General features: G+C 62.2%; 26 protein-coding genes. 15 read left to right on the top strand and 11 right to left on the bottom strand.

What is annotated here, in order from left to right; all coding sequences use genetic code 11:
• Positions 1-27: 27 nt before the first annotated feature.
• The 3 genes from HMPREF1531_RS13280 (at position 28) to HMPREF1531_RS07270 (ending at position 2,340) form a co-directional block, all read left to right on the top strand.
• Complete coding sequence (locus HMPREF1531_RS13280) at positions 28-564, top strand: type II toxin-antitoxin system HipA family toxin (protein ID WP_198011008.1); 537 nt, start codon at positions 28-30, stop codon at positions 562-564.
• Positions 565-618: 54 nt separating this feature from the next.
• Positions 619-1,269: a DNA-3-methyladenine glycosylase gene (locus tag HMPREF1531_RS07275; RefSeq protein ID WP_036897480.1), complete on the top strand. Its 651-nt coding sequence runs from the start codon at positions 619-621 to the stop codon at positions 1,267-1,269.
• A gap of 216 nt (positions 1,270-1,485) precedes the next feature.
• Complete coding sequence (locus tag HMPREF1531_RS07270) at positions 1,486-2,340, top strand: metallophosphoesterase (protein ID WP_198011007.1); 855 nt, start codon at positions 1,486-1,488, stop codon at positions 2,338-2,340.
• 101 nt (positions 2,341-2,441) lie between these two features.
• Here the strand turns inward: HMPREF1531_RS07270 and HMPREF1531_RS07265 are convergent, their stop codons facing one another.
• Positions 2,442-3,065 carry a TetR/AcrR family transcriptional regulator gene (locus tag HMPREF1531_RS07265; protein WP_036897477.1) on the bottom strand — a complete coding sequence of 208 codons (624 nt, stop codon included), beginning with the start codon at positions 3,063-3,065 and terminating at the stop codon, positions 2,442-2,444.
• Between the two features lie 65 nt (positions 3,066-3,130).
• On the opposite strand from HMPREF1531_RS07265, the gene HMPREF1531_RS07260 reads away from it, so the two are divergent.
• Positions 3,131-4,345, top strand: coding sequence for an alpha-amylase family protein (locus tag HMPREF1531_RS07260; protein WP_016669285.1), 1,215 nt, complete (start codon positions 3,131-3,133; stop codon positions 4,343-4,345).
• 296 nt (positions 4,346-4,641) lie between these two features.
• Here HMPREF1531_RS07260 and HMPREF1531_RS07255 read toward each other — a convergent pair whose 3' ends face one another.
• The gene (locus HMPREF1531_RS07255; protein ID WP_016669284.1) at positions 4,642-5,565 is read right to left on the bottom strand and encodes a hypothetical protein; all 924 of its coding nucleotides are present in this window, start codon (positions 5,563-5,565) and stop codon (positions 4,642-4,644) included.
• A gap of 946 nt (positions 5,566-6,511) precedes the next feature.
• Here HMPREF1531_RS07255 and HMPREF1531_RS07250 point away from each other — a divergent pair.
• Complete coding sequence (locus HMPREF1531_RS07250) at positions 6,512-6,757, top strand: TfoX/Sxy family DNA transformation protein (protein WP_036897473.1); 246 nt, start codon at positions 6,512-6,514, stop codon at positions 6,755-6,757.
• 3 nt (positions 6,758-6,760) lie between these two features.
• Here HMPREF1531_RS07250 and HMPREF1531_RS07245 read toward each other — a convergent pair whose 3' ends face one another.
• Positions 6,761-7,933: a sialidase family protein gene (locus HMPREF1531_RS07245; RefSeq protein WP_016669282.1), complete on the bottom strand. Its 1,173-nt coding sequence runs from the start codon at positions 7,931-7,933 to the stop codon at positions 6,761-6,763.
• 156 nt (positions 7,934-8,089) lie between these two features.
• Positions 8,090-8,890: a hypothetical protein gene (locus tag HMPREF1531_RS07240; RefSeq protein ID WP_016669281.1), complete on the bottom strand. Its 801-nt coding sequence runs from the start codon at positions 8,888-8,890 to the stop codon at positions 8,090-8,092.
• A 182-nt stretch (positions 8,891-9,072) separates the two neighbouring features.
• Between HMPREF1531_RS07240 and HMPREF1531_RS07235 the strand changes: the two genes are divergently transcribed.
• Genes HMPREF1531_RS07235 through HMPREF1531_RS07220 form a run of 4 tightly spaced genes read left to right on the top strand, consistent with a single transcriptional unit; the run spans position 9,073 to position 10,596 of the window.
• Positions 9,073-9,408 carry an ArsR/SmtB family transcription factor gene (locus tag HMPREF1531_RS07235; protein WP_016669280.1) on the top strand — a complete coding sequence of 112 codons (336 nt, stop codon included), beginning with the start codon at positions 9,073-9,075 and terminating at the stop codon, positions 9,406-9,408.
• A complete protein-coding gene (locus HMPREF1531_RS07230) occupies positions 9,401-9,835 on the top strand; it encodes an SRPBCC family protein (protein ID WP_016669279.1) in 435 nt (144 codons plus the stop codon). Before HMPREF1531_RS07235 ends, HMPREF1531_RS07230 begins: the two co-directional genes overlap by 8 nt.
• Positions 9,836-9,881: 46 nt before the next feature.
• Entirely contained in the window at positions 9,882-10,241 is a 360-nt protein-coding gene (locus HMPREF1531_RS07225; protein WP_016669278.1) for a nuclear transport factor 2 family protein, read from the top strand.
• 4 nt (positions 10,242-10,245) lie between these two features.
• Complete coding sequence (locus HMPREF1531_RS07220) at positions 10,246-10,596, top strand: TfoX/Sxy family protein (RefSeq protein ID WP_016669277.1); 351 nt, start codon at positions 10,246-10,248, stop codon at positions 10,594-10,596.
• 10 nt (positions 10,597-10,606) lie between these two features.
• On the opposite strand, the gene HMPREF1531_RS07215 is transcribed toward HMPREF1531_RS07220, so the two are convergent.
• Together HMPREF1531_RS07215 and HMPREF1531_RS07210 are read right to left on the bottom strand one after the other, a co-directional pair.
• Positions 10,607-10,984: a VOC family protein gene (locus HMPREF1531_RS07215; RefSeq protein WP_036897469.1), complete on the bottom strand. Its 378-nt coding sequence runs from the start codon at positions 10,982-10,984 to the stop codon at positions 10,607-10,609.
• 173 nt (positions 10,985-11,157) lie between these two features.
• Positions 11,158-12,168, bottom strand: a complete 1,011-nt coding sequence (locus HMPREF1531_RS07210; protein ID WP_232210233.1) for a helix-turn-helix transcriptional regulator — start codon at positions 12,166-12,168, stop codon at positions 11,158-11,160.
• A gap of 69 nt (positions 12,169-12,237) precedes the next feature.
• On the opposite strand from HMPREF1531_RS07210, the gene HMPREF1531_RS07205 reads away from it, so the two are divergent.
• From HMPREF1531_RS07205 to HMPREF1531_RS07190, 4 genes are all read left to right on the top strand, one after another.
• Positions 12,238-12,624 (top strand): VOC family protein, encoded by a 387-nt coding sequence (locus HMPREF1531_RS07205; protein ID WP_016669274.1) that lies wholly within the window; start codon positions 12,238-12,240, stop codon positions 12,622-12,624.
• A 340-nt stretch (positions 12,625-12,964) separates the two neighbouring features.
• Complete coding sequence (locus HMPREF1531_RS07200; protein ID WP_016669273.1) at positions 12,965-14,143, top strand: alpha/beta fold hydrolase; 1,179 nt, start codon at positions 12,965-12,967, stop codon at positions 14,141-14,143.
• A 498-nt stretch (positions 14,144-14,641) separates the two neighbouring features.
• Positions 14,642-15,085, top strand: a complete 444-nt coding sequence (locus HMPREF1531_RS07195; protein WP_036897464.1) for a MarR family winged helix-turn-helix transcriptional regulator — start codon at positions 14,642-14,644, stop codon at positions 15,083-15,085.
• Positions 15,078-15,323 carry a TfoX/Sxy family DNA transformation protein gene (locus tag HMPREF1531_RS07190; RefSeq protein WP_016669271.1) on the top strand — a complete coding sequence of 82 codons (246 nt, stop codon included), beginning with the start codon at positions 15,078-15,080 and terminating at the stop codon, positions 15,321-15,323. Before HMPREF1531_RS07195 ends, HMPREF1531_RS07190 begins: the two co-directional genes overlap by 8 nt.
• A gap of 90 nt (positions 15,324-15,413) precedes the next feature.
• Here the strand turns inward: HMPREF1531_RS07190 and HMPREF1531_RS14415 are convergent, their stop codons facing one another.
• Positions 15,414-15,665 (bottom strand): hypothetical protein, encoded by a 252-nt coding sequence (locus HMPREF1531_RS14415; protein WP_198011100.1) that lies wholly within the window; start codon positions 15,663-15,665, stop codon positions 15,414-15,416.
• A 238-nt stretch (positions 15,666-15,903) separates the two neighbouring features.
• Here HMPREF1531_RS14415 and HMPREF1531_RS07185 point away from each other — a divergent pair, with 238 nt between their 5' ends.
• A complete protein-coding gene (locus HMPREF1531_RS07185) occupies positions 15,904-16,248 on the top strand; it encodes a hypothetical protein (RefSeq protein WP_051123342.1) in 345 nt (114 codons plus the stop codon).
• Positions 16,249-16,849: 601 nt separating this feature from the next.
• On the opposite strand, the gene HMPREF1531_RS07175 is transcribed toward HMPREF1531_RS07185, so the two are convergent.
• From HMPREF1531_RS07175 to HMPREF1531_RS07160, 4 genes are all read right to left on the bottom strand, one after another.
• Positions 16,850-17,323 carry a pyridoxamine 5'-phosphate oxidase family protein gene (locus HMPREF1531_RS07175; RefSeq protein ID WP_016669268.1) on the bottom strand — a complete coding sequence of 158 codons (474 nt, stop codon included), beginning with the start codon at positions 17,321-17,323 and terminating at the stop codon, positions 16,850-16,852.
• Positions 17,324-17,392: 69 nt separating this feature from the next.
• Complete coding sequence (locus HMPREF1531_RS07170; RefSeq protein ID WP_016669267.1) at positions 17,393-18,307, bottom strand: SDR family NAD(P)-dependent oxidoreductase; 915 nt, start codon at positions 18,305-18,307, stop codon at positions 17,393-17,395.
• Between the two features lie 115 nt (positions 18,308-18,422).
• The gene (locus HMPREF1531_RS07165; RefSeq protein WP_016669266.1) at positions 18,423-19,634 is read right to left on the bottom strand and encodes an FAD-dependent oxidoreductase; all 1,212 of its coding nucleotides are present in this window, start codon (positions 19,632-19,634) and stop codon (positions 18,423-18,425) included.
• A 272-nt stretch (positions 19,635-19,906) separates the two neighbouring features.
• A complete protein-coding gene (locus tag HMPREF1531_RS07160) occupies positions 19,907-20,815 on the bottom strand; it encodes an NAD(P)H-binding protein (RefSeq protein ID WP_198011006.1) in 909 nt (302 codons plus the stop codon).
• 14 nt (positions 20,816-20,829) lie between these two features.
• On the opposite strand from HMPREF1531_RS07160, the gene HMPREF1531_RS07155 reads away from it, so the two are divergent.
• The gene (locus tag HMPREF1531_RS07155) at positions 20,830-21,603 is read left to right on the top strand and encodes a CPBP family glutamic-type intramembrane protease (RefSeq protein ID WP_156860212.1); all 774 of its coding nucleotides are present in this window, start codon (positions 20,830-20,832) and stop codon (positions 21,601-21,603) included.
• Positions 21,604-21,621 lie beyond the last annotated feature (18 nt).

The raw sequence follows: 21,621 nt of genomic DNA, 5'->3' as shown, positions 1-21,621 counted from the left end.
TCTGCTGCCGGAAGGCAGGCTCAGAGAGTGGATGGCGCGCGACGCATCCATATGGAGGACCTTGCTCAGGTTCGCGACTTCTACCCGGAGCGCAAGTACGAGGGTTCGTTCGAGACAGCGGCCGCCCTCGTCTTCCGTCGCCAAGATCTGGACTCCTACCTGGAGTTTATATGGAGATTATTTTTCAGTTTTGTCATCGGCAACGGTGACATGCATCTGAAGAACATCTCCCTGATCTATCGGAACCCCCGGCGCCCGGTGATTTCGCCCGCCTACGATTTAGTGTCCACCGCACCTCATCGCCTCATAGAGATGGAAGATTTTGGCCTGAAACTTTGTCATTCCAGGCGCTTCGAGTCTATTGGTCCTCATTCGTTCTACCGTTTGGCCCAGCGCGTGGGCGCCCCGGTAGACGCCACCCGGGAGGCCGTCGATGCGGTGGCTGCTTGCCTCCCCGAGGCCTGGGAGCAGGTCAGCGACCTGCTGAAGGTACTTCCCGAACACCGGAAATGGCTGGCTGAGCGAATCCCCAAGGTTGTTCAACGATTCTCGGCCTGTGAGTAGGTCACCCGAGCGAGTTGTTCACAAGTTGCGTTCCACCGGTGTAATCCTTGAGAGGTGTCCACAGACAAAGTGCCCGCCGCTGCCCTGCTCTGCAGTGATCCTGTCGAGGTTGCCCCGCGGTTGCTTGGCGCGACGATCACCAGCCGGTCTCGTGATGGGAAGGACGTCACCATCCGTCTGACCGAAGTCGAGGCCTACCGTGGCGAGTCAGATCCCGGTTCCCACGCCTTCCGTGGCAGAACGGCGCGCAATGCCAGTATGTTCGAGACCGCTGGTACCGTCTATGTCTATTTCACCTATGGCATGCACCACTGTGTCAACCTCGTCTGTTGGCCAGAAGACAGAGCAGGAGCAGTCCTGCTGCGTGGCGGAGAGGTGATCAAAGGACTGGACCTTGCCCGGACCCGCCGACCCGCAGCACGCGCGGACCGCGATCTGGCAAGGGGACCCGCCAGGTTGTGTGCGGCCTTGGGATTGACCAGGAGCGACGATGGGATCCGGCTTGGTAGTGAAGGGGACCGGCTGCGCCTGGTGCTTCCCGAACCCGGAGAGGCACCAAAGCTGCAGCAGCTGCGTAGCGGGCCACGGACCGGAGTGGCCGGACCGGGCGGGGACGCCCGGCATTTCCCGTGGCGCTTCTGGCTCGACGGGGAGACGACGGTCTCTGCCTACCGGCCTGCGGTGAAGCGTCCCAGGACACGATGACCCACCGCCAGCACACAATGCACCCAGCCGCACAATCAGGGCACGTCCCAAACGCCGTGGCCTACCCTGCGCCGTGCATGGCGACTCGTGTGCTGAGGTGATGCAGGTGGTGGCTTAGCCCGGCCATGACAACATCATCTGGTCCTGGTCAGGTGAATTTCATGCCCGGTCGCCACGAAATCCGCCAATACCCGCGACACGCATAACATGCCATGCGTGAGTTCTCGTCGTGGACGGCGGATCGTCGCCGTAGTGCTATTGCTGGTCGCCGTAACAGTTGGTTTCTTCGTGGCTGGTCTGCGCAACGACATCATCATCACCCGGTACCAGCTCGGTGTCGCCGGTGTGCAGTCCCCAATCCGTGTCGCCGTTATCGCCGATACCCACTCCTGCCGATACGACGACGATCAACAACAGATCGCCAACATGGTGCGAGCCGAGAACCCCGATGTCATCACCCTTGTGGGAGATATCGTCGACGACGACCTCTCCTACGAGCGCGGCCTAGACACGGTTCGGCACATGCCCGAGATCGCACCGACCTTTTACGTAGCAGGCAACCACGAGTACTGGTCAGGACGAGCCAGGGAAGTCAAGAAGGAGCTCTCCGGCATGGGTATCCACGTGCTGGCCGGGGACACCGAGGAGGTCGATGTCAACGGTCAACCGCTGCTGGTATCTGGCATCGACGACCCCGACGCCGACATCTACGACCCGCAGACCGGTAACAGCTTCGACGACCAGGCCGAACGACTGCGCACGGTATCCAGCGAAACTCCCAGGTTGCTGTTGTCTCATCGCCCCGAACGCACCGACCTGTACAAGAGTCTCGACGTCGACGTGATCTTCTCCGGGCATGCCCACGGCGGGCAGTGGCGTATCCCGGGACTGCTGCCCAATGGCCTCTACGCACCCAATCAGGGGTTCTTCCCAAAACTTTCCAGAGGAATACATGACCTTGGTGGCGGACGTGAACTCATCATCAGCAGAGGGCTTTCCAGGGAATCGACGTCGATCCCGAGGCTGTTCAACCCGCCCGAGATCCTCATCGTTGACCTCGTGCCCGCCTGAGGAACCTGCACCCGCCGTGACATTCTGATCAATGACGTGACTGCCTCGTACCGTGTTTTCAGACTTCGAATGGTCACGCTGGCTTGGGCGCGAGAACCAGTTCAGGTTTGCCAGTCACCCAACGCTCCTTCGAGAGCGCCGAGTGCAGATTCGATGAGGGGCTGGCGTTCATCGTCGAGACAGCCCTGCTCAACCCAGTGTAGGCATGCCTGGTCGAGAAACCCGAAATAGCCCCACAAGGCATACACGTGACGGGGCCAGCCGCTGACCCCGAGCAACGAGCCCAGCCGCCCGACGTACTCTGCACGTGCAGCGGCCCGCACCTTCTGGGCCTCTTCGGGCTCGGTGCCACCACGCAATGGCGCGGCCCAGCTGACCGGATGGCGTGCGATGTGATCGAGATACACCTCAATGGAAGCACGTACCCGATCGCGCACTGGCACCCCGTCGGGCAGGTCGGCATCGACAGCCGACTGAGCGGAACGTAAGTCTTCGATAGCGCTGCCGACGACGGCTGCAAACAGATCGGCCTTGGTGCCAAAATAGTGGAACACCAAGGCCTGTGAGCTGCCGGATGCCCGGGAGATCTCGGTGGTTGACACCTGGGAATAGGCGGCCCTTGCGTACAGCTCACGGGCCGCATTCAGGATCAGTGCCTTGCGTTCCTCGACGTCCATCCGTCGTTGACCACCACCGGTCCGTTGCTCCGATCTTTCCTTCGCCACCCACTCATCGTAACTGTTGAGCTATAGTCAACAGTGTTGCTGAGTCTCACTCAATAGGAGCCGTGATGATCGATCCCACCCATGCCATCTGGTGGCACGTCTATCCGCTGGGAGCCTGCGGAGCGCCGATCCGCCCCACCGACGAGAACCGGAAGAACTGGACGGGGCACCGCTTGGCGAAACTGGAAGGCTGGCTCGACTACGTCATTGACCTGGGATGCAATGGGCTACTGCTGGGCCCGGTATTCGCCTCGACGAGCCACGGTTACGACACCCTCGATCATTTCCAGCTCGACCCCAGACTGGGTGACGAACAGGACTGGGAGCATTTCGTCACCACTGCCCACAGCAAAGGCCTACAGATCATGCTCGACGGGGTGTTCAACCACCTCGGAGTCGGTCATGAGCTCGTTAGCGGGGCCCTCGCCGGGAATGGGATGGTCCATATTGAAGAGGGGCAGCCCCGCGGCTGGGAGGGCCACAGCGATCTGGCCGAATTGGACCACTGCGATCCACGGGTCGCCGATCTGGTGGTTGAGGTGATGAACCACTGGCTCGACCGCGGTGCAGACGGATGGCGCCTTGATGTTGCCTACGCCGTCCCGCCACAGTTCTGGACCGATGTTCTGGGCCGGGTACGAACAACTCATCCGCAGGCCTTCTTCCTCGGTGAGGTAATCCACGGCGACTACGGGGAGATCGCCACAGCCGGAACCTTGGACGCGGTCACTGCCTACGAGGCCTGGAAGGCGATTTGGAGCAGCATCAACGACCGGAACATGTGGGAGTTGGCGTGGGCACTGGAACGCCACGACGGATTCTGCCAGGAAACCTACATGCAGACCTTCGTCGGCAATCACGACGTCACCAGGGTCGCCACCCAAGTGGGCGACGCCGGCGCTGGACTGGCGGCCATCATCTTGTGCACTCTTCCTGGGATGCCGAGCATCTACTACGGCGATGAGCAAGGATTCCGTGGTGCGAAGGGAGAAGGGCTCGCTGCCGACGACGAGATCCGTCCTGAACTGCCCGATGGACCCGCCCAACTCCACCCCGGCGGCTGGTGGCTGTACCGGTTGCACCAAGATCTCATCGGGTTGCGGCGACGCAACTCCTGGCTCTTCGATGCCCGCATTGAGATCCGCGACAAGACCAATACCACTCTCTGCTACGTGGTATGCGGGGAGCAGCACGAACTGGTGGTCCACCTTGATGTCACCGGCCAGTACCGGGCGCGCATCGACATCGACGGCACACAGGAGATCGACTGGGTTAAGTGAGAAATAGGTGAACGAGAAAGCATCTCTTCACCGAGGTCGCGTCACCGTGGTGGTAAAGACCCTGGAACACCTTTGCCCAGCACCGCTAGCCAGGCATCCTGCCACCTGCCCATCGCGGGCGGATAGGAGTGCCACCTGCGGTATTCAGTACCAATTCAATCTCATCTTCATGGAGAAAAAGTAGTCATCGCATCAGGATCAAGCGGTCACTTCCCAAGAAAATCAAGCGGGAAGTGACCGCCGTGCCCGCCGCTCATGCCGTAACGCAGCGGTGTGCAGACCCGGGCATCCGGGGCTCACTTTCCGGTATCGTCCGGTTTCTCCTGTCCGGTGTCGTCTGCCAGCGACTCGGTGTTCTCCTGCGCCGCATCAATGGCATCCCCGGGGCTGTCGGGCTGCTGCGCACCAGCCGTCCTATCCTTCTCGAAGTGGTCCCGCAGACGGCCGCACATAGGCATGAACCCTGCCAGGGTGAGGCTTCCGGACACGATGCCACCGACCACCGGAATGACTTTAGCCAACCCGTTCGCCAGCAGACTCTTCTTGACGTACCTGCTCATCACATGGATGGCCACGTTCTTGACAATGATGTAGACCCAACCATTGGACAGCACCTTGCGTGGCAACTGGAGAACCGCTTGGACGGCTATCATCGCGGAAATCCTAGTCACCGCCTCCGCAGCCCCACTCACACCGAGCATGACTCCGATGAACAGCACAAGCACCCGCTTGGTGCCTTCGTCCAAGGAATCGTCCTCACCAGAGAACAACTCGGGCCACCCGTAAAGGTAGGCGAGTTTCTGGGCGACGCGCAGGATGTGGGCCAGGTTCTGTGCGAGATCAGCGGGGATGGTCATCACCAGAGCCGCGCCACCTGGCATTCCCGACAGTGTCGAGAGAGCCGTCACCCGCGTGGTTTCCAAGACGATGGACTCATCGGCCAACTGCCGTACCAGTGCCGCATCGACGCCTGCCCGTTCCGGGCCCTGCGCGATCGCATTCTCAACGACATCCGCCGGACAGTGCGGGATCAGCACCTGACGGAGGAAATTTGTCCGGTTGATACGCACCCCTGGCAACTGGGCGATGGATGTCAACACCGCTTCAAGAGTGTCGACCGGATCGGTGCCTGTGGTGCATTGGGTCTGGTCTTCACCAGCCTTGGTCTGGTCTTCGCTGTTCACGGCTTGGTCTTCGGTGTCCTGGTTCTGCTCTTCCATTGCTGGGCCTCCTGATTGTGGTGGGGCGGCGCCCTGGGGTACGAACTGTTCTCATCCCAGCTGTCACGCACCGCGTCCTGGCTCTGATGGTAACGAGCAGGCCGGGCCGGTCGTGAGGGTCGCAGGACGGCTTCCGGGTTCGGTTGGGGGTGGCCTGTCACCATGGCCTCTCACCATGCCGCACAACCAGCACAGACGACACCGCAGAAGCCAGGGACGCCCCCGAACGTGCACTGCGCAGGTCTCCCCCAGCATCGGCAAAAGTGACCCGGAGGTCACTGCACATATCCCTTCGGATAATCATGGTGCAACACGAGGTTGTCGGTATCCGCACATAGCGGGTCTGCGGGCCAGCGCCCAGAAGCCGTCGGCATCGTCGGTGTCCATGACGCCAACGAGTTCCCCGTTCTGGCAACAGGGCCAACCCCCGTATCGGTGAGTTCACCCATGACCTTCGCGTAAGTCAGCCATGTGCCATCTGAGCAGGAATCAACAGCAACGTAGGTGGTCGTTGTCAGTGCGCACCGTCGTATGGATAGTATGCCGCCACGATCGGTGAGCCGGTGGGCGAACCCGTGCTCTACCAGGACATCGCTCAGCGGCTGCTGGAGACCTTCGAATCGATTGGCTGTTCTGATGCAGAACGGGGGACGGGCTCATGCCTGCTCGATTGCTGAGCCTACGGATCACGGCGCACGGAGATAAGATTCTCTCCCACGTTGGTCCACCGGAGCCAATTCAGGCAAGCCTCATGACACACGGGAACAGAGGTCAACCACCATCACCCCTGATCAGACCGATGCATGAAACGCGAGTTTCGGAAGGGAATTGCCACGGATCGAAATCGAACTGTTATAGGACTACACTGATGTTATTCAGGTTCCGTGTGGGTCGACAGGATGCCGGTCCGCACGGGGGCTCTCGCACCCCTACGGAAAGGCTCGTCATGACAGACCTCATCGACCTTCCCAATATCGGTCCTCGGCTAGCGAGCGCCCTCACCAGAGCCGGTATCAGCGGCCCCGAAGAACTACGCGTGATCGGCAGCCTTGAGGCATGGTGGCGCATCCACCCGACCTTCGACTGCATGCACTCCCTCTACGCGTTAGAGGGTGCCGTCCGGGGCATTCCGAAGTTGGACTTGGACCGCGCGACACGAGAACAGCTCAAGAAGGCGACCCAACTCGTCTGATCCTCACGCCATCAACGCCTTGCCCACCTGGTTCTGGTGGACTACCGGTGGTTTAGCTTGCCCAGGAACGCCTGTGCGAGCTATCAACTCCACGGCATCCCGGCTCCACGACACCCGCCCAGATCCATCGATGCGAACCCCCAGTTCCCCGAGCGTAATGGTGGCGAAGAGGATCTGCTCATAGTTGTCCGCCTCCCACATGAGCCCCACCGTCTTCTCGTCCAGGGCGCATGCCACCGAATAGGCGGCGGCCCCGTCATCGACGAGAATCGCCTGCCCCCAGGATTCCCCATCATCAAGCGACAGATGGATGGACAGCCGAGCCCGCCCTGTGGGGTCATCACACATCGTGGCAACCAGCACCGGACCAACGCGTACCAGTCCGCCGTTGCAGGCCGGATCCACCAGTGCGGGTACCGGCACTGGTTCGCTGAAAGAAAACCCACCGTCGATGGACAGCGCCTGCCGCCGGTGCGGGGTGGCGCGAGCATGCATAAGCACCGCCGCAGATTCCGCACCCGACATGAGACCGGACGACGATCCCGGCGGAACGGCCAGCCCGAGTACCTTGTTCTCATCGCAGCCAGGCCCCACCGGATGGCCCACCACCCAGGTATCGCCGTGATCCGCCGAGACCGCGCACACCGCCCAGTCCTCCTCCCCGATCCGAACGACGAAGGGCTGCACTAAACGACCGTCGGCAAGCACAGTGCCGTTGCCAGAGGAGGTGAACATTCCACCGACACCGCCGGGGCGCAGGTGGCTGAGATCGCGATGGGTCCAGGTGTCACCGTTATCGTCGGAGGTGGACAGCCACAGTTCCAAGCCCGGACGATCGGCAGCGGCGCTGAAATAGGACTCACCGGTCGAACCCACATACCAGCAGCAGATACGTCCAGTGACCGGATCGGTGATGAAGGATGCGTCACCGAAGCCGTGGCCCGGGGTGTGCTGCCGCAGCGGACGAGCCTCGCTCCATGTGCGCCCCTGGTCGTCGGAGGTCCGCAGGGCGATGTCGAAATCCGCTGGGAGATCCCGCCAGTCCTGACGGACGTCGAAAGCAGCCAGGATACGCCCGGTAGTGGTGAGACCCAATGCAGGAATCCGGTACAGGGGCTTGTCGAAGGCCGATCCCGGGAATGACTGGCCTTGGTGCGCGACAGCAACAGTATACATGGCACACATGGTGCCATGTCTTGATCAGCCCCACGATGACCACACGGCATCCTCGTCGCAGGACCGTTCAATGCATATTCGCACTGCATTTCGTACCGCTGGACATCAGGCGGCTCTGGACCCGGTGGGTGGGGTTCTCGGCGCGGCAGAAGTGCCTTAGCGGCGTTTCCACACGGCAGGTGTTGTGGTGGTGATGGGTGTCAGGCCAGCACGTTCGAGAATGGGACGCGAGAACTCGGTGCAATCCGATTGCAGGTAGCAATACCCCTTAGCCTGAGCCGACTGGGCGCGTTTCGCGGTGATGCACCGGTAAAGACCTCTGCCTCGATGCCGGGTATCACACACACCGCCCCAGAGCCCCGCAAAATCCGTGGTGGCAACAAAATCGACCCGCCCGGAGCAGACGACCTCCCCTGTGGGGTCCCGGACGAGCCACACCTCGAATGTACCGGGATCACGTTCGAACCGGGTCACGAATTCGTCGGCACGGCGGGCAGAACTGGCGGGGGATTTCCCGAATACCCGGCCTGCCAGAGCTTCCGCTTCGCGGATTGCAGCCGAAGTGGTGGCCTGCTCCACCGTATATCCGGTCGGGATATCACTGGCTGCTGTCATCACGGCCTCAACAGAACCAACCATGACAGTCTCGTAATCCTCGAAGACAAACCCGTACCTGCGCAACACATCATCCAGGTGAGGCAGGTCGTCGTGGCCTCGGGTCTTCCACTCGAAGTGGTTCACACGTACGTCGGCCGTGTAGTGATTTACGGCAGCAGATACAAGGGCATCGAGATCGGCGCTTGCAGGGATGTGCCGATAAGTGATGAATCCTCGTCCGCGCCCCGGGAATGTGGCCGCAAGCAAGGGCCCGATGATGGTCAGTTCGTCAGCATCGGCCACTTCGGCTTCTGCGCGCAACTGCTGATCGTAGAGCGCAAGGAACTGATCGTTCGTCATATCCACGATCCTGCCCCACCACCGGGACAGACACCACCGCCTCCGCATCTGCGCCACTGGACACACCAGCCTCCCAGGCACCTGCGCGCGATTGAGAGCAAGAAACCCGTCGACTTATCCAATACTCCTGAGTACAAACGAATATTTGTGCTACCGTGAGGTATCCGACCAGGAGGTGGCTCATGGCAGCGGCAGAAGCAATCGACGTGGATGCTGTACTGCGCGCGTTAGCCGATGCGAATCGTCGCGCGATTCTGCGGGTAATCCGCACGGAGCCGCAGCCAGTTGGTGAAGTGGCACAGGAGGTGGGACTGTCGCAGCAGACGACTTCACACCACCTCAGGACACTTGAGCGGGCAGGTCTGGCAACGGTCACAGCCGATCGAACCCGGCATTTGTACGCGCTCAACACCAACGGGCTAGCAGCGGTGCGGTCCTATCTGGACGAGTTCTGGCCCGGCAAGCTGACAGCCCTCAAGGCTGTTGTCGAACAGCGAGAAGCAGGCCAGCATGGCTGAGTTTCGGGACTCCATCGAGATCGCAGCCCCTCCCGAGACCGTGTTCGAATACCTGACCTCAAATGAAGGTATGACAGCGTGGATGGGCCAGTACGCTGACCTTGACCCAACCCCGGGCGGCCAGTTCGCGGTAGACGTCGCGGGCTACCCCATCCGAGGCGAATACCTCATCGTCGAGCCTCCCCGTCGAGTGGTGTTCTCATGGGGCTTCCCCGGCAACGAAGAGTTACCCACAGGAGCCTCCACGGTCGAGTTTGTCCTGACCGCCACCAATACTGGAACGCATGTTGATCTGTGCCACTCCGATCTCCCGGACACCGCGGTTCGTGGCCACGCCGATGGCTGGTCACACTTCATGCCACGCCTTCGACTCGTGGGCGCAGGGCTTGATGCCGGTGCAGACTGCTGGCACCCCTCAACCGGCTGATCCACGCCAGATCGCAAGCAACAGTCCCACGAAAGGAAACCCAGACATGACATCGATGAGCCCCTACGAGACCGTGATGAGCTATCACCACGCGTGGACGACGGGCGACATCAAGACGGCTATGTCCTATGTCGCGGATGACATCACCTGCCGCGCGCCCGGGGTCGATCTGGACAGTAAACAGGCCTACCAAGCTTTCATCGCCGGGTTTGCCCCGACCTTGACCGGCATCGGAGATATCGCCAATTTCACCAACGGCGACCGGGTCGCGTTGTTCTACTACCCGCAAACCGCCGCCACCAGCATTGCCCCAGCAGCCGAGTGCTTCACCGTGCGCAATGGAAAGATCATCGACAGCATTCTGATCTTCGACCGGCTCTCCTACGGCCCACCCACCCAAGGCTGAGCCCATGGCGACGATGACACCCACACAACACACCCTCGTTCAACGCGTGCGTGCACTCGTCGTTGACGAGCCTGGCGTCCGAGAAGTGTCTATGTTTGGTGGACGCGCGGTCATGGTCAACGACAAGATGATCGTCAGTGTCGGTAAGGACGGCAGCCTGCTCGTCCGCGTCGACGCCCACGACCACGAATCCCTCTTGACCCAGCCGGGTGCGAAACAAGCCAAGATGGGTGCAGAGCGGAGTATGGGCTCCGGCTGGATCACCGTCACCCCCGACGCTCTTGCCGGAGATGACAAGCTCACTTTCTGGGTGGAAACCGCCATGACATATAACCGCAGCATCACCGGTACATGATCCAGGCAGGCTATTCGGGCACGGTGACAAGACAGAAGGGATGCCCCTCGGGATCTGCGTAGATGCGCCAGGCCTTCGGGCCAGGATCCTGCACATCGGTGAGTGGTCGGCCTCCAGCGGCTTCGACCGTGGCACATGCCTCGGGGAGGTCATCCACCAGAAGATCAAGATGAACCTGTTGCTCGCCGCATCTGCCTGGCCATCGTGGCGGCTCATAATCGGGAACGCGGTGGAAGGAGAGCCGTCCTACTGGGGGCCAAACCAACGTGAGCCACTCATCGTCACCATTGGCTGATGGTAGATCCAGAATCTCCTGCCAGAAGGCTGCTGCCCGTTGTGAGTCGCCGCACTCAAAGACGAGCTGGGTAAGGAGTCCAATTGCTGACATCTTTCTACCCTAGAAGCATGCAACGACCGATGATGGCCAGGCCATCAAGGATACAGAATGCTTGCCGCGTAGCGGGTCATAAACCGAACCCTCCCTCCTCAATCTGCAGGCACGTGTAGCTCAAGCTCAGGACGGATGGATCTAACCATCACAAGACTACTCATCGCAGCACGTCAGGATCGGTACAGCGCGGCAATCTGGTCGGCGTGATCAAGGAGCTTAGCCTTGACCTCCACCGGGGCTTCGACGCGGACATCGGAACCCAGCCGAAGCAGGATAGTGACCGCGTGGAGGTCGTCCATGAACTCCAGACGTACCGGCAACCACCCGTCACCGGGAGGATCGCCGAAAGCCTCTACTTCATTGAAGCGCATGGTCCACTCGCAGGCTTCTTCCCACCGCTTGGACCGGATCCATACATCAACAACCACGGGGGTGAATTGGTCAAGAAACCTGGCGCGGTGCTCCTGCCAGACCTCCTCCACATTTATCTCTGGCCCGGAACACGGCTCAGCCAGCAAAACCACACTTTCGATACGGACGATTTTGAAGAACCGGACCCGCTCATCCTCGCTCGCGCACAAATACCAGTCACTGCCTGCGGAGACTAGACCGTGCGGCTCTACCACCACTTCTTGCACGGAGGCGGTTCGGCGTGAATGGTACGTGAGTTGCAACCGCTGCCGGGCGAACACTGCTGCTTGCACCGTGGCGAAGCCATCACCAAGTTGCGACGCCTTAGGTCGCGGCAACCACCCATGTGGATCAATCACGATCCGCGACGCAACCTCAATACTCAAGTCACGATACGCGTCTGGGACTGCCGCGAGTAGTTTGCGTACCCCTGATGCGAACGCATCCCCTAGCCCGATCGAATCCGGACCCCACGACGAGATCGCGGCAAACAGCGCACGGCTCTCATCTTCCGACAAGCCTGTCACATCGGTTCGGTAGTCCGGCAGCAGGCGGACACCACCATGTGCGCCACGCTCGCAGTACACCGGCACCCCGGCGGTCGAAAGTGCCTCCACATCCCGCAGGACGGTACGGCGAGACACCTCCAGCCGCTGCGCCAATTCCGCCGTCGACAGCCCGCCATGGGTACGCAGCAACCAGATCATCGACAACAACCGGTCCGCCCGCATGGTCCCACCATGGCACACATATATGACAGAAGACGTCATCTTTGATCCCTAGCGTCATGGGAACCAACGAACTCAGCCCACACAGGGGCACGACGAAAGGAAACTCCCATGACTACTTTCGCTCCCACCAGCGTGATTCTCTATGTCACCGACGTCGAGGCCAGCACCACTTTCTACCGTCAGGTTCTCAACAAGGAACCGATCGAGACTTTCGACGGATTCGCTGTCTTCGCCCTCACCGACGAGGTCACCATCGGTTTGCAGGCCCGAGACCAGATCGATCCCACCGCAGCTGGCACACCAGGCAGCGTAGAGTTGTCCATGAGCTACGCCATCCACGACGACGTCGACCAGCTCTACCGCGACTGGACAGCACTCGGTTTCCCCATCGCACTCGAACCCACCACCCTTGAATTCGGCTACACCTTCGTCGCCGCCGACCCCGACGGACACCGCTTACGCGTCTGCGCCACCGACACCAGCGGGCTCGTCTGAAGACAGAGCGCCTCTCACGTCAGTATCCAAATATCCCTGAACACAGATATCTGTTCGCTTTATGTTGATCCACGAGCCACGGAGGTGCCACGTGGGCACAGCAGAGGCAATCGACGTTGATGTGGCATTGCGCGCGTTGGCGGACACAAACCGTCGCGCAACCTTGCGGGTGATCCGCTCAGGGCCGCAGCCGGTGGGCGAGGTAGCCTAATCACGAGCTACCACCGAGCCGGGACAACAGGCGACATTGAGACCGCCATGACCTACAACCGCACGATCACGAGTTCCCGGTCATGAGCGGGCTTGACTTGAACCATGGTTCAGGCCCGAAGGTTGCACCATGGATCTGAAACAGCAAGGACTGACGATCTCAGAGGTCGCAGACCTACTCGGTATACCGGCTGACACGCTCCGGTTCTTTGAACGCCGTGGCGTCCTGCCCGCGATGAAGAGAGACCCCGCAGGGCAGCGTCGTTACTCATCCGCAGATATCGAGCTGCTCAAGATTCTTGTGCACCTGCGAGATGCGGGAATGCCCTTGGCTGAGATCGCTGCTTTTACGGGCGCCTCAGAACCCGAACCTGATGTGCCGACGTCGAGGATAAAGCTGCTGGAAGCTCACCGACTGCGTCTTGAGGCACGACGCCAGGAAGTTGATCACGCACTAGAAACGATCCAGCGCAAGATTGGTGACTATATGGACTACGAGGCCTGCTCCCAACTACTGGCCCGGCCAGACTGCAACATTGTTTACGCCGTCCAAGGCAAGGGGCCATTGTTATTCCTGGTGGGTGCACCAGCTGGGCGTGGTGCCTTCACAGAGCTCGCTCACAAGCTCCAGGACCGCTTCACGGTGGTAACCCATGATCCGCGTGGAGTCGGGGCAAGCATCGGATCCCCCGACATGGCGCCACCAACACCGCAGATTCTTGCACAGGATCTCGCGGCACTCGTTGAGCACATCTCGGTCTCGACTGAGCCAGCTCTCTTCGTGGGGACCAGCGGCGGGGCCGTAACTTTGCTTGAGTACGGTTGCCGATTCCCGACTCGCGTCGCACGGATGGTGCTGCACGAACCGCCATTGTTGACGCTCCTGAACTCGCCCGAGGTGGAAAAACGGGCCAGGTCCGCGCTCAAGCTGGCCAAGCACGACCCCCAACAAGCTGTTCAAGAGTTCTTTGACCTCACGGGCGCGGCGCATCACACCCGAGCAGGCGAATTGCCACCTGCTCGCGTGATCCTTCCTCCATTGCCACCCGAAGAGTTGGATAAGAACCAGTACTTCCTTGGGCAGATGGCTGGCCCAACAGTCTTCTATCAACCCAGATTCGAAGCTCTCCGGACACTGCCGCTGGAGATCTGTGCTGGTGCTATGAGCCACAATCAGCTGGCCCGACTCGCCAGTCAACGCCTGGCAACCATCCTCGGCCTGGACCTGCGCGATCTGCCGGGAAACCATACGGCGGCCAGTACGCTTGCCCCGGAATTCGCCAAGGCAGTGGAACCTCTACTGTGCTGAATCAGACTGTGTGACGTTGCAAGGCATGAACGAAAAGCAGCAGCGAGCGATTTCTAGGGAACAGAATGCTAATTTGGTTGCTGGCTCGTGTCTGCAATGCCGCAAAATCCGGAATACGGTGGCCATGATGCTGGGATCGGGCGCGCAGTTGGTCTCTCCGAGAGCTTGCAGATGTTATTCGCATGTCGACATCAAGTTTTTCGCGATGGTTCTGTCTTGTGTTTGGCCAAACACCAATCACATGGCTGGCACGATAGCGAGTGTGGACGATTCGGTTGGCGAGATCGGGACCACGCGTCAGAGCAGTTCAAGCGATTCACTGGGGTCACCCCCACCCAGTATCGCTTCGAGCAACACAAGATGTCTGGGCAGAACACCTCTCGCCGGCCGCCGCCTTCGACCGCCACCGGCAGCCGAAGGCGGTGACCAGATCTAGTTGTGCTGGCTACTGGGTGATGGTTCCTCGACTTTGTGTGTTCGCTCACCTAGTATTGTTATGTGACACATAATGATTCGGTGGAGGTGATCCGAGCTTGGTGGCGACTAGAGCGCGCACGCGCCCGGTTCGACGCCCACCTCAAGCAAGAAACTGGCGTAACCGGTTCACAACTTGCCTTGCTGCGCATCATTGACGAACACGCCCCAGTATCGATCCGCCAACTCCGCGACGATCTGGACTGGCACCCCGCCTCCCTCGGGCAGGCGATCCAGCGCCTTGAAAACCGCGGGTTAGTCACGGTCACCAACGACCCTACAGACCGCCGTCGCCGGATCTGTCATCTCACTCAGGCAGGAGGCGAGTTGCTGACACGAACACCACTGGTCGGTCCAGTGCGGCTACGCACCCAACCGATCGACCCGGACGACCTGGCCACGATGCAGCGCGGATTCGACCTCGCCTTGACCGCCTTCGGGTTCGACGAATGGAGCCACGATGAGTGACCTCACCGACCTACCCAATATCGGACCAGCCTTAGCACGAGCGCTGAAAAACGTCGGTATCGATACCCCCACGAAGCTCATCGAGGCAGGCAGCCTCGAAGCCTGGTGGCGCATCCATCCCACCTTCGACTGCCTCCACTCGCTGCTCGCCCTCGAAGCAGCCATCCAAAACATCCCCAAAACCCACCTCGACCAGCAAACCCGTCAGCGCTTGAAGAACAAGGCACGCCATGGTTGAGCCGTTACACCTCGACGACGTCGGCGACGAAGGCTCCGCCATGCGCTCCCCGGCCAACTCATTGCTGGCGAGTGCGGAGAAGCGGATCATCTACCGCCAAGAGTCCGATAGCTCGGCCCCACTGCCACCGCCCCCGAACTGTTGTGGGAGCTGTCCGCGCTGCACCTGCATTAGCTGCACCCCTACGACCCCGAACAAAGCGGCTCCGCACCCCTGGGATGGCACCGCGACTTGGCCGATGCCCGCCACCGCCTCCGCGACTGGGTCACCACCTCCGGTACCCGCCTGGACCGGCGAAGAACCCCAACCCACCCACGACGAGACCACAGCCAGCGTCCTCACCCACACCAACATCGACGCCCCGGCCCAAATCACCGCAAAAACAAGCTTGCCCCGCAATCAGGCGGGGCAAGCTTCGATTTTCTCATCTTACGTGGACCTACGTAGAGAGTTTGGCAACCCTGGCTCGGCCGCGCGAACCGTGTGTTCTCGCTGGTCGCGAGGGATTTACCGGATATCGAAGCGGTCGCCGGAACCCTGTGTTGTGGACTCTCGGGGCCAGTCCGTCCACTCACTTGGGATGGCTCAAACTTTTCTGACCGACGCCGAAATCGACGAGCTGGTCGCTGTCTACGAGGCCGGCGCGACCCTGCGTGGGCTGGCGAAGCAGTTTCATATCCATCGCCTGACCGCGGCTGCCCATCTTGCCCATCGCAGCGTGCCCGTTCGCCGCGCGGGTCTGGACTCTGTGCAGGCCAAGGAAGCCGCCCGGCTGTACCAAGCTGGTTGGACGCTCGTGCAGCTAGGCCGTCGGTTCGAGGTGGACGCGCAGACCGTGCGTCGAACCATCGCACGTCAGGGAGTGTCGATCCGACCAGGTGGACGACCACGCCGGCGTGACACGAAGTGCAGTTCAGCAGCGTGAGTTGGTGGAGACCCGCACCCGGTCCTTCGGACACACCGCCTAGGCCATCATCTGCTCACGCATGACCGCTCGCACGAGACGGAACAGGCTGACGGGACCGTTGAGAACGAACTTGAAAGCGTTCCAGAGGCCCCACAGCACGACCAAGTGCAGCCACTCGGGCGGCCCCACGGTCGGATCAGGATCGTGCACACGTTGGCGGTGCGAGGTAGGGGACGCTGACGAGCATCGCCGGGATGCCCCACTGCAGCCCTCGCCGGGGTCCGTCTGGTCGCGGCCCACCGGTTGCTCTCCAGATCGGTTTGTGTGGCTCGGTGCGTTGGTTTTTGTTAGGGCTGACGTGGGTGCTCGGGTTCCTGCCGGGTCGGTCATACGACAACAAAGCCAATCTGGTGTGTCGGTCTGGCACCAAGCGGAGGGGTCGGGCTGTGGAACGCCATAATTCAGCGGCCCTGGCTCCACATCCCAACCACAGCATCCGGAGATGCCGGGACAAGGGAATCCCGGCTATGAGCGCTCTTACGGAGAGACGAGCCGACTGTGGCTCTCCGAAATCGGAAATGGCGATCTCGTCTTGCCTTAGGACTGGCCGGAGTAGCTGTCACAGCTTCGTAGTGCCACTTTCGCTGGCCGGCTTCTCATCGGTGAGCAGGCCCTTGAGCAGGCCAACGGCCAGAGCCGGTTTGGAGGGCGCATTCCAGTACCGGGCCGTCTCACCATGAACGACGAGCACGACTTTGGAGGTGTTCTGGGGGGTCTCGTCCTTGTCGGACCAGGCTTGGGTCCCGATGCCCCACAGTTGTTCGAGTTTTTCCCTATCGTGGAGGATTTCACCTGTGCCTGCCACGGAGGCAAAGGCCATGTCGTGGCTCAAGCCGAGGTTCACCTCGGCACGGTCGGCCTCGCGGGCCGCGTCCCCGTCGCCGGGGACGATGAAGTAGATGTCCCCCTCCTCTGTGACCTCTTGGACGGTCAGCGGACGCGAGATCATGGTGCCCTCCGCGGTGCGGGTGGTGAGCATGGCAAAGCGGGACCTTTTGACAAGGTCGATGACTGTCTGTCGATGGTCGGTCATGGCCGTCCTCTCGTCGAGTGTGGTGGCTGGTGTTTGTGATGTCATCGGGGTGGTCGGCCTGAGTTTCGGTCACACCTCGTTGTTGCGAGCGGCCGCGCGCCGGCCCCAGTGGGTGAGTCTCTGCACGACAGGTGGCACGCTAAGCTGCGATCCCTTGACTGGCACCGCATTTCCCGTCGCCCTGGGCAGAAACCTGTTGGCGATCCCCATCGCCCGGGTCGTGGTGCCCGGCATCAGGCCGCGCACCCGATACGCCATCCACGCCAGCGGAGTGACAGTCACCAAAGGCTTCCCCGCCAAGACACCATCGACCATGCGCCGAGCAGCCCGCGTGGAGTCAGCCGAGATCAGAGGCGCTGAGGCTGCCACGCTAAACCAATTGTGTTCGGCAGCGGCGTCACCAGTAAAGGCGGCCTGGTCGTGGGAACCGGTACGCATGAGTCCGGGAACGATGCTCGTCGCCGTCACGCCAGTGCCCACCAACTCAGCGGCCAGCCCGTCAGTGAAGCCCAGGGCTGCGAACTTGGCTGTGGAGTATGGCAGCAGATGGGGCGGGCTCACGACGCCACCCACGGAGGCGACCACGCCGATGCGTCCACGACGACGCTCCCGCATCGACGGAAGAACGCTCCACGCCATGTTGATGGGCCCCTTGGCCATGATGCCGAGCGCTTGATCGAAGTGCTCCAATGCTACGTCTGCGGCAGGCCCCACCTGAATGATGCCGGCCACGTGAATCGCCACCTCGATGGGGCCGTAGCCATTCGAAATCTCGTCGACCACGCGCTGCACGCCCTCGCGGTCAGTGACATCCATGACATGGATGGATACACGTTCCTTGAACTCGGACGCTGCACGCTGCAGAGCAGCCTCATCGCGAGCGCACAAAGCTACGTGATGGCCACGCCGATGAAGCTGGCGAGCAATCTCCAGTCCGAGGCCACGCGAACCGCCAGCAACAAGAGCAACGGGCACGACGGTCATCAGGGGTTCCCTCGCTGTTCTGCCATGACTTTCAGGACGGTCCTCATGTTGCCGTCATCAAGACCTAACTTGATCCATCGTCCCACACCTGTGTCCCGGGCGCGCACCTTCTGGCTCAACCTCGCCGCACGATTGCTGCGGCGGCCTTGAGGCCGGAGGCCGCTGCGCCGTCCAACGACGCATTACCGAACTGGTCCCCGCACACCAGCGCGCGCCCACGGCGCTCGATGCCGGCGGGCGACCTGTGCCGCCCGGGAGCCACGGCTGGGACGGTCTCGGCCAGATCATGGCGGGCGACCAGGCGCCAAGTGGCCGTGTCGGTCTGGTAGATGTGGGCGAGCTGCGAGCGCACGGCTCCCTCGTCGACCTCGCGAGGGTCGCTGCCGGGAGCGTCTGCCAGAGTCAGCGCGGCCACCAGATGCTGACCGGCGGGGGCATACTCGGGTGCCAGGTTGCTGACCACCGTAGTGGTGGCCACCTGGGCCTCACCTGAGCCATCCAGGTGGATGGCCGCGGTGTCACTTGGAGATTTAGTCGTAGCGAACCAGAAGGTGCACGTGGCATTCACCTCAGGGACGGGGCCTCCGGCGAGCTGAGCTGTCGCTGCGGGGCCCGCCGCCACGACCACGTGACGCCCGGCAAACTCACCTGCGCTGGTGGCGAGGGTTCCTGTCTCTAGATCGACGTGCTCGACAGTCGTACCCAATCTCACGTCAAGACCCTCGGCCATCAGCCGCGGCAGGGTGCGCATCCCACCGCTGGGGAGGCCCGGGGTCCCGACTGCGAACATCGCGAGCAGCCAGGACACGAATCGCGCCGAGGTGGACTGATCACGCTCGCACAGGACGCCTGCCAGGAAGGGGTCAATCACCTGCCGCCGCAGGGGCCCGGTGAAACCACTGGAGTCAAAGTTCTCGCCGCGTGGCCTGTCCCGGACCACCGACCGCGCCACGGCTGCCAGCAGGGCGAAGTCTCCCGGACGGACCAGCCCTGACGCCAGAGCGGCAGGCAGACGGCCGGGGCGGCGGCTTGGGTCGTTCAGTTCCACCAACCTGTCGCCGGTGCGCACCCGCACCTGTCGCGGGAAGGAACGCAGACCGAGCCGGCCCATCGGGACCACCTTGCGCAGATTGGGGTAGGCAGGGTTCAGGACCTGGAATCCACGGTCCACAACGAAGCCGTCTACGTCGTCGCTGGTGACTCGACCTCCTACCCGTTCGGCTGCCTCCAACAGCACGACATCCAGCCCGAGGCGGGCCAACTCACGGGCGCAGGACAAGCCAGCGACGCCGGCACCCACCACCACATCATGTGCGCTCTCGGGCATCAGTCCTCATCCTGTCCTGTCGCTCGTTTTCTTCGGGATAGTGGCCCTCGATGTGATCCGGCTGGGTCACTGGTTCATCGTCGGGGGTTCCTGCGCAGAAGCTCAGCGGTGAGCGCGGCCGCGAACCCGGTTCAGGCCGCATAGGGTGCCAGCACGGCTTGCGCAGGCTACGATACCACAACGAGTTGGGACGGGTAGCGATGCCACCGGCCACGGCAGTGGCGGTGACTACCGCGCCCACCACCGCGATGGTGCGAGCAAATTTCCACGAGTCAAGATCGCGGGACGCCTCGCGTACTGAGTCGTCGAAACCGGTGTGCCGCCCTTCGGGGGCTCACCAGCAGGTCCAGATCGTTCTCCTTGACCACGGTGTCGTGCAGCATCGACCCCACCAGCGGTGCGGCGAGCTTCGCCTCAATTGGCGTGATCAGACCGATCCAATGACCAGCCAGCCGCGGGGTCATGACCGGAGCTGTGGCCACCGGGCGCGGCCCAAGGCCCCTCACCCGGGCATAGCGCTGCATCATCTCGGCATAGCTGAGCCGGTCGGGGCCGCCCGCGTCGAAGGTGCGGTTCACCTCCGCCGGGAGGTCCGCAGCAGCCACGAGGTAGTGCACGACATCGGCGGCGTCGATGGGCTGGATCTGGTTGCGCAACCAGGCCGGGCCGCCAGCAGCGGGGAGCCGCTCGGTGAGCGTGCGCAGCATGTCGAAGGATGCGGAGCCGGCGCCCATCACCACGCCGGCGTGGATGGCGGCGGTCGGGACGCCGCTGCCCATCAGAACCTCGCCGACCGCCAACCGGCTAGCCAGGTGTTCGCTGAGATCCTCCTCGCCGGGGTGCAGGCCACCCAGATAAACGATCCGCTCCACACCGCTGCCCGCAGCAGCTTTGGCAAAAGCCTCCGCAATGGAACGCTCGGTTTTGGCGAAGTCCCCGTCGCCGCCCATTGAGTGCATCAGAAACCAGGCCACCTTGGCCCCCGCCATGGCGCGAGCGAGGTCCTCGTCCGACTCGGCGTCGCCCTCAACCACCTCAACGAGCTGCCGTACAGAGGCCTCCAGCTTCGACGCGTCGCGGACCAGCAACCGCATCGACCAGCCTTCGTCCAGCAGGCGCTCCAGCACCAGACCTCCGACGTATCCTGTGGCACCAGTCAGCATTCCCGTACGATTGCCCATGATGACAAGAATGCATGAACACAACACTCTGCGCCCGGGTTCGGGTGAACCGCTTACTCGATCGAGAGCAGCCGATGACCTCCCCACCCTTCGCCAACAAGATCGCCAGCGCTGGCCCCGTCGCTTCCAATGCGTTGCAGGATGCCAGCCCGCGGCGCCGGGTAGTCAGTGCCGCCACCCTCGTTGTGGGTGCGGGCGTGCTGGCCTGGTCGCTGCGGCTTCCCCCGGGCGACGCGCTGTTCTACCCTGGGACGCTGCTGCTGGCCCTCACTTGGATAGGCGGGGCGAGGCTCTCGGGGCCGTTGCCCCCGCGCCACCGCCGCACTGGCGAAAGTCGGCTACGGGTCCTGGCAGAAGCTCTGGCCGCGGGGCTGATCCTGGTGACCATCTTTCTGGTGGGCGCCGTGGTCGTCTCGCTGGTCCCGGCCCTGGCCACGCCGGTCCAGGAGTTCCTTGATCACGCCCGCAAGGGGAACCTGCTGCTGGTGGCAGCGATCACCGCGGCCAACGGGCTGGCCGAGGAACTCTTCTTCCGCGGCGCTCTGTTCGCAGCCCTCCCGCGCCGCTGGCAGCTGGCGGAGACCACGGTGGCATACACCGTCGTGACGGCTCTATCCGGAGTGCCGCTGCTCGCACTCGCAGCACTGCTGCTCGGCGTGGTAGTGGCCCTGCAGCGCCGGGCCACCAGCGGACTCCTCGCATCCGTCGCCACGCACCTGGTGTGGTCGCTCGGAATGTTGCTCCTGCTGGGACCGACCCTCAGCACCGCCAGCCGACTCATGCACTGAACCCTCTCCAGGACCATC

Origin of the sequence: Propionibacterium sp. oral taxon 192 str. F0372, from assembly GCF_000413315.1 — a bacterium.
In the GTDB taxonomy this organism is placed as follows: domain Bacteria; phylum Actinomycetota; class Actinomycetes; order Propionibacteriales; family Propionibacteriaceae; genus Brooklawnia.
Note: the sequence above shows the minus strand (reverse complement) of the source record. Positions and strands in the feature narration are given on the sequence as shown.

Excerpts from the sequence above, each read along its gene's own strand:
- HMPREF1531_RS07220 (WP_016669277.1), top strand. The coding sequence starts at position 10,246 with ATGGCGACGATGACACCCACACAACACACCCTCGTTCAACGCGTGCGT.
- HMPREF1531_RS07170 (WP_016669267.1), bottom strand. The coding sequence starts at position 18,307 with ATGACCGTCGTGCCCGTTGCTCTTGTTGCTGGCGGTTCGCGTGGCCTC.
- HMPREF1531_RS07160 (WP_198011006.1), bottom strand. The coding sequence starts at position 20,815 with ATGGGCAATCGTACGGGAATGCTGACTGGTGCCACAGGATACGTCGGA.
- HMPREF1531_RS07255 (WP_016669284.1), bottom strand. The coding sequence starts at position 5,565 with ATGGAAGAGCAGAACCAGGACACCGAAGACCAAGCCGTGAACAGCGAA.
- HMPREF1531_RS07185 (WP_051123342.1), top strand. The coding sequence starts at position 15,904 with ATGGCTCAAACTTTTCTGACCGACGCCGAAATCGACGAGCTGGTCGCT.
- HMPREF1531_RS07235 (WP_016669280.1), top strand. The coding sequence starts at position 9,073 with ATGGCAGCGGCAGAAGCAATCGACGTGGATGCTGTACTGCGCGCGTTA.
- HMPREF1531_RS07210 (WP_232210233.1), bottom strand. The coding sequence starts at position 12,168 with ATGACGTCTTCTGTCATATATGTGTGCCATGGTGGGACCATGCGGGCG.
- HMPREF1531_RS07205 (WP_016669274.1), top strand. The coding sequence starts at position 12,238 with ATGACTACTTTCGCTCCCACCAGCGTGATTCTCTATGTCACCGACGTC.
- HMPREF1531_RS07155 (WP_156860212.1), top strand. The coding sequence starts at position 20,830 with ATGAACACAACACTCTGCGCCCGGGTTCGGGTGAACCGCTTACTCGAT.
- HMPREF1531_RS07175 (WP_016669268.1), bottom strand. The coding sequence starts at position 17,323 with ATGACCGACCATCGACAGACAGTCATCGACCTTGTCAAAAGGTCCCGC.
- HMPREF1531_RS07215 (WP_036897469.1), bottom strand. The coding sequence starts at position 10,984 with ATGTCAGCAATTGGACTCCTTACCCAGCTCGTCTTTGAGTGCGGCGAC.
- HMPREF1531_RS07200 (WP_016669273.1), top strand. The coding sequence starts at position 12,965 with ATGGATCTGAAACAGCAAGGACTGACGATCTCAGAGGTCGCAGACCTA.
- HMPREF1531_RS07230 (WP_016669279.1), top strand. The coding sequence starts at position 9,401 with ATGGCTGAGTTTCGGGACTCCATCGAGATCGCAGCCCCTCCCGAGACC.
- HMPREF1531_RS07190 (WP_016669271.1), top strand. The coding sequence starts at position 15,078 with ATGAGTGACCTCACCGACCTACCCAATATCGGACCAGCCTTAGCACGA.
- HMPREF1531_RS07250 (WP_036897473.1), top strand. The coding sequence starts at position 6,512 with ATGACAGACCTCATCGACCTTCCCAATATCGGTCCTCGGCTAGCGAGC.
- HMPREF1531_RS07260 (WP_016669285.1), top strand. The coding sequence starts at position 3,131 with ATGATCGATCCCACCCATGCCATCTGGTGGCACGTCTATCCGCTGGGA.
- HMPREF1531_RS07240 (WP_016669281.1), bottom strand. The coding sequence starts at position 8,890 with ATGACGAACGATCAGTTCCTTGCGCTCTACGATCAGCAGTTGCGCGCA.
- HMPREF1531_RS07165 (WP_016669266.1), bottom strand. The coding sequence starts at position 19,634 with ATGCCCGAGAGCGCACATGATGTGGTGGTGGGTGCCGGCGTCGCTGGC.
- HMPREF1531_RS07245 (WP_016669282.1), bottom strand. The coding sequence starts at position 7,933 with ATGTATACTGTTGCTGTCGCGCACCAAGGCCAGTCATTCCCGGGATCG.
- HMPREF1531_RS07225 (WP_016669278.1), top strand. The coding sequence starts at position 9,882 with ATGACATCGATGAGCCCCTACGAGACCGTGATGAGCTATCACCACGCG.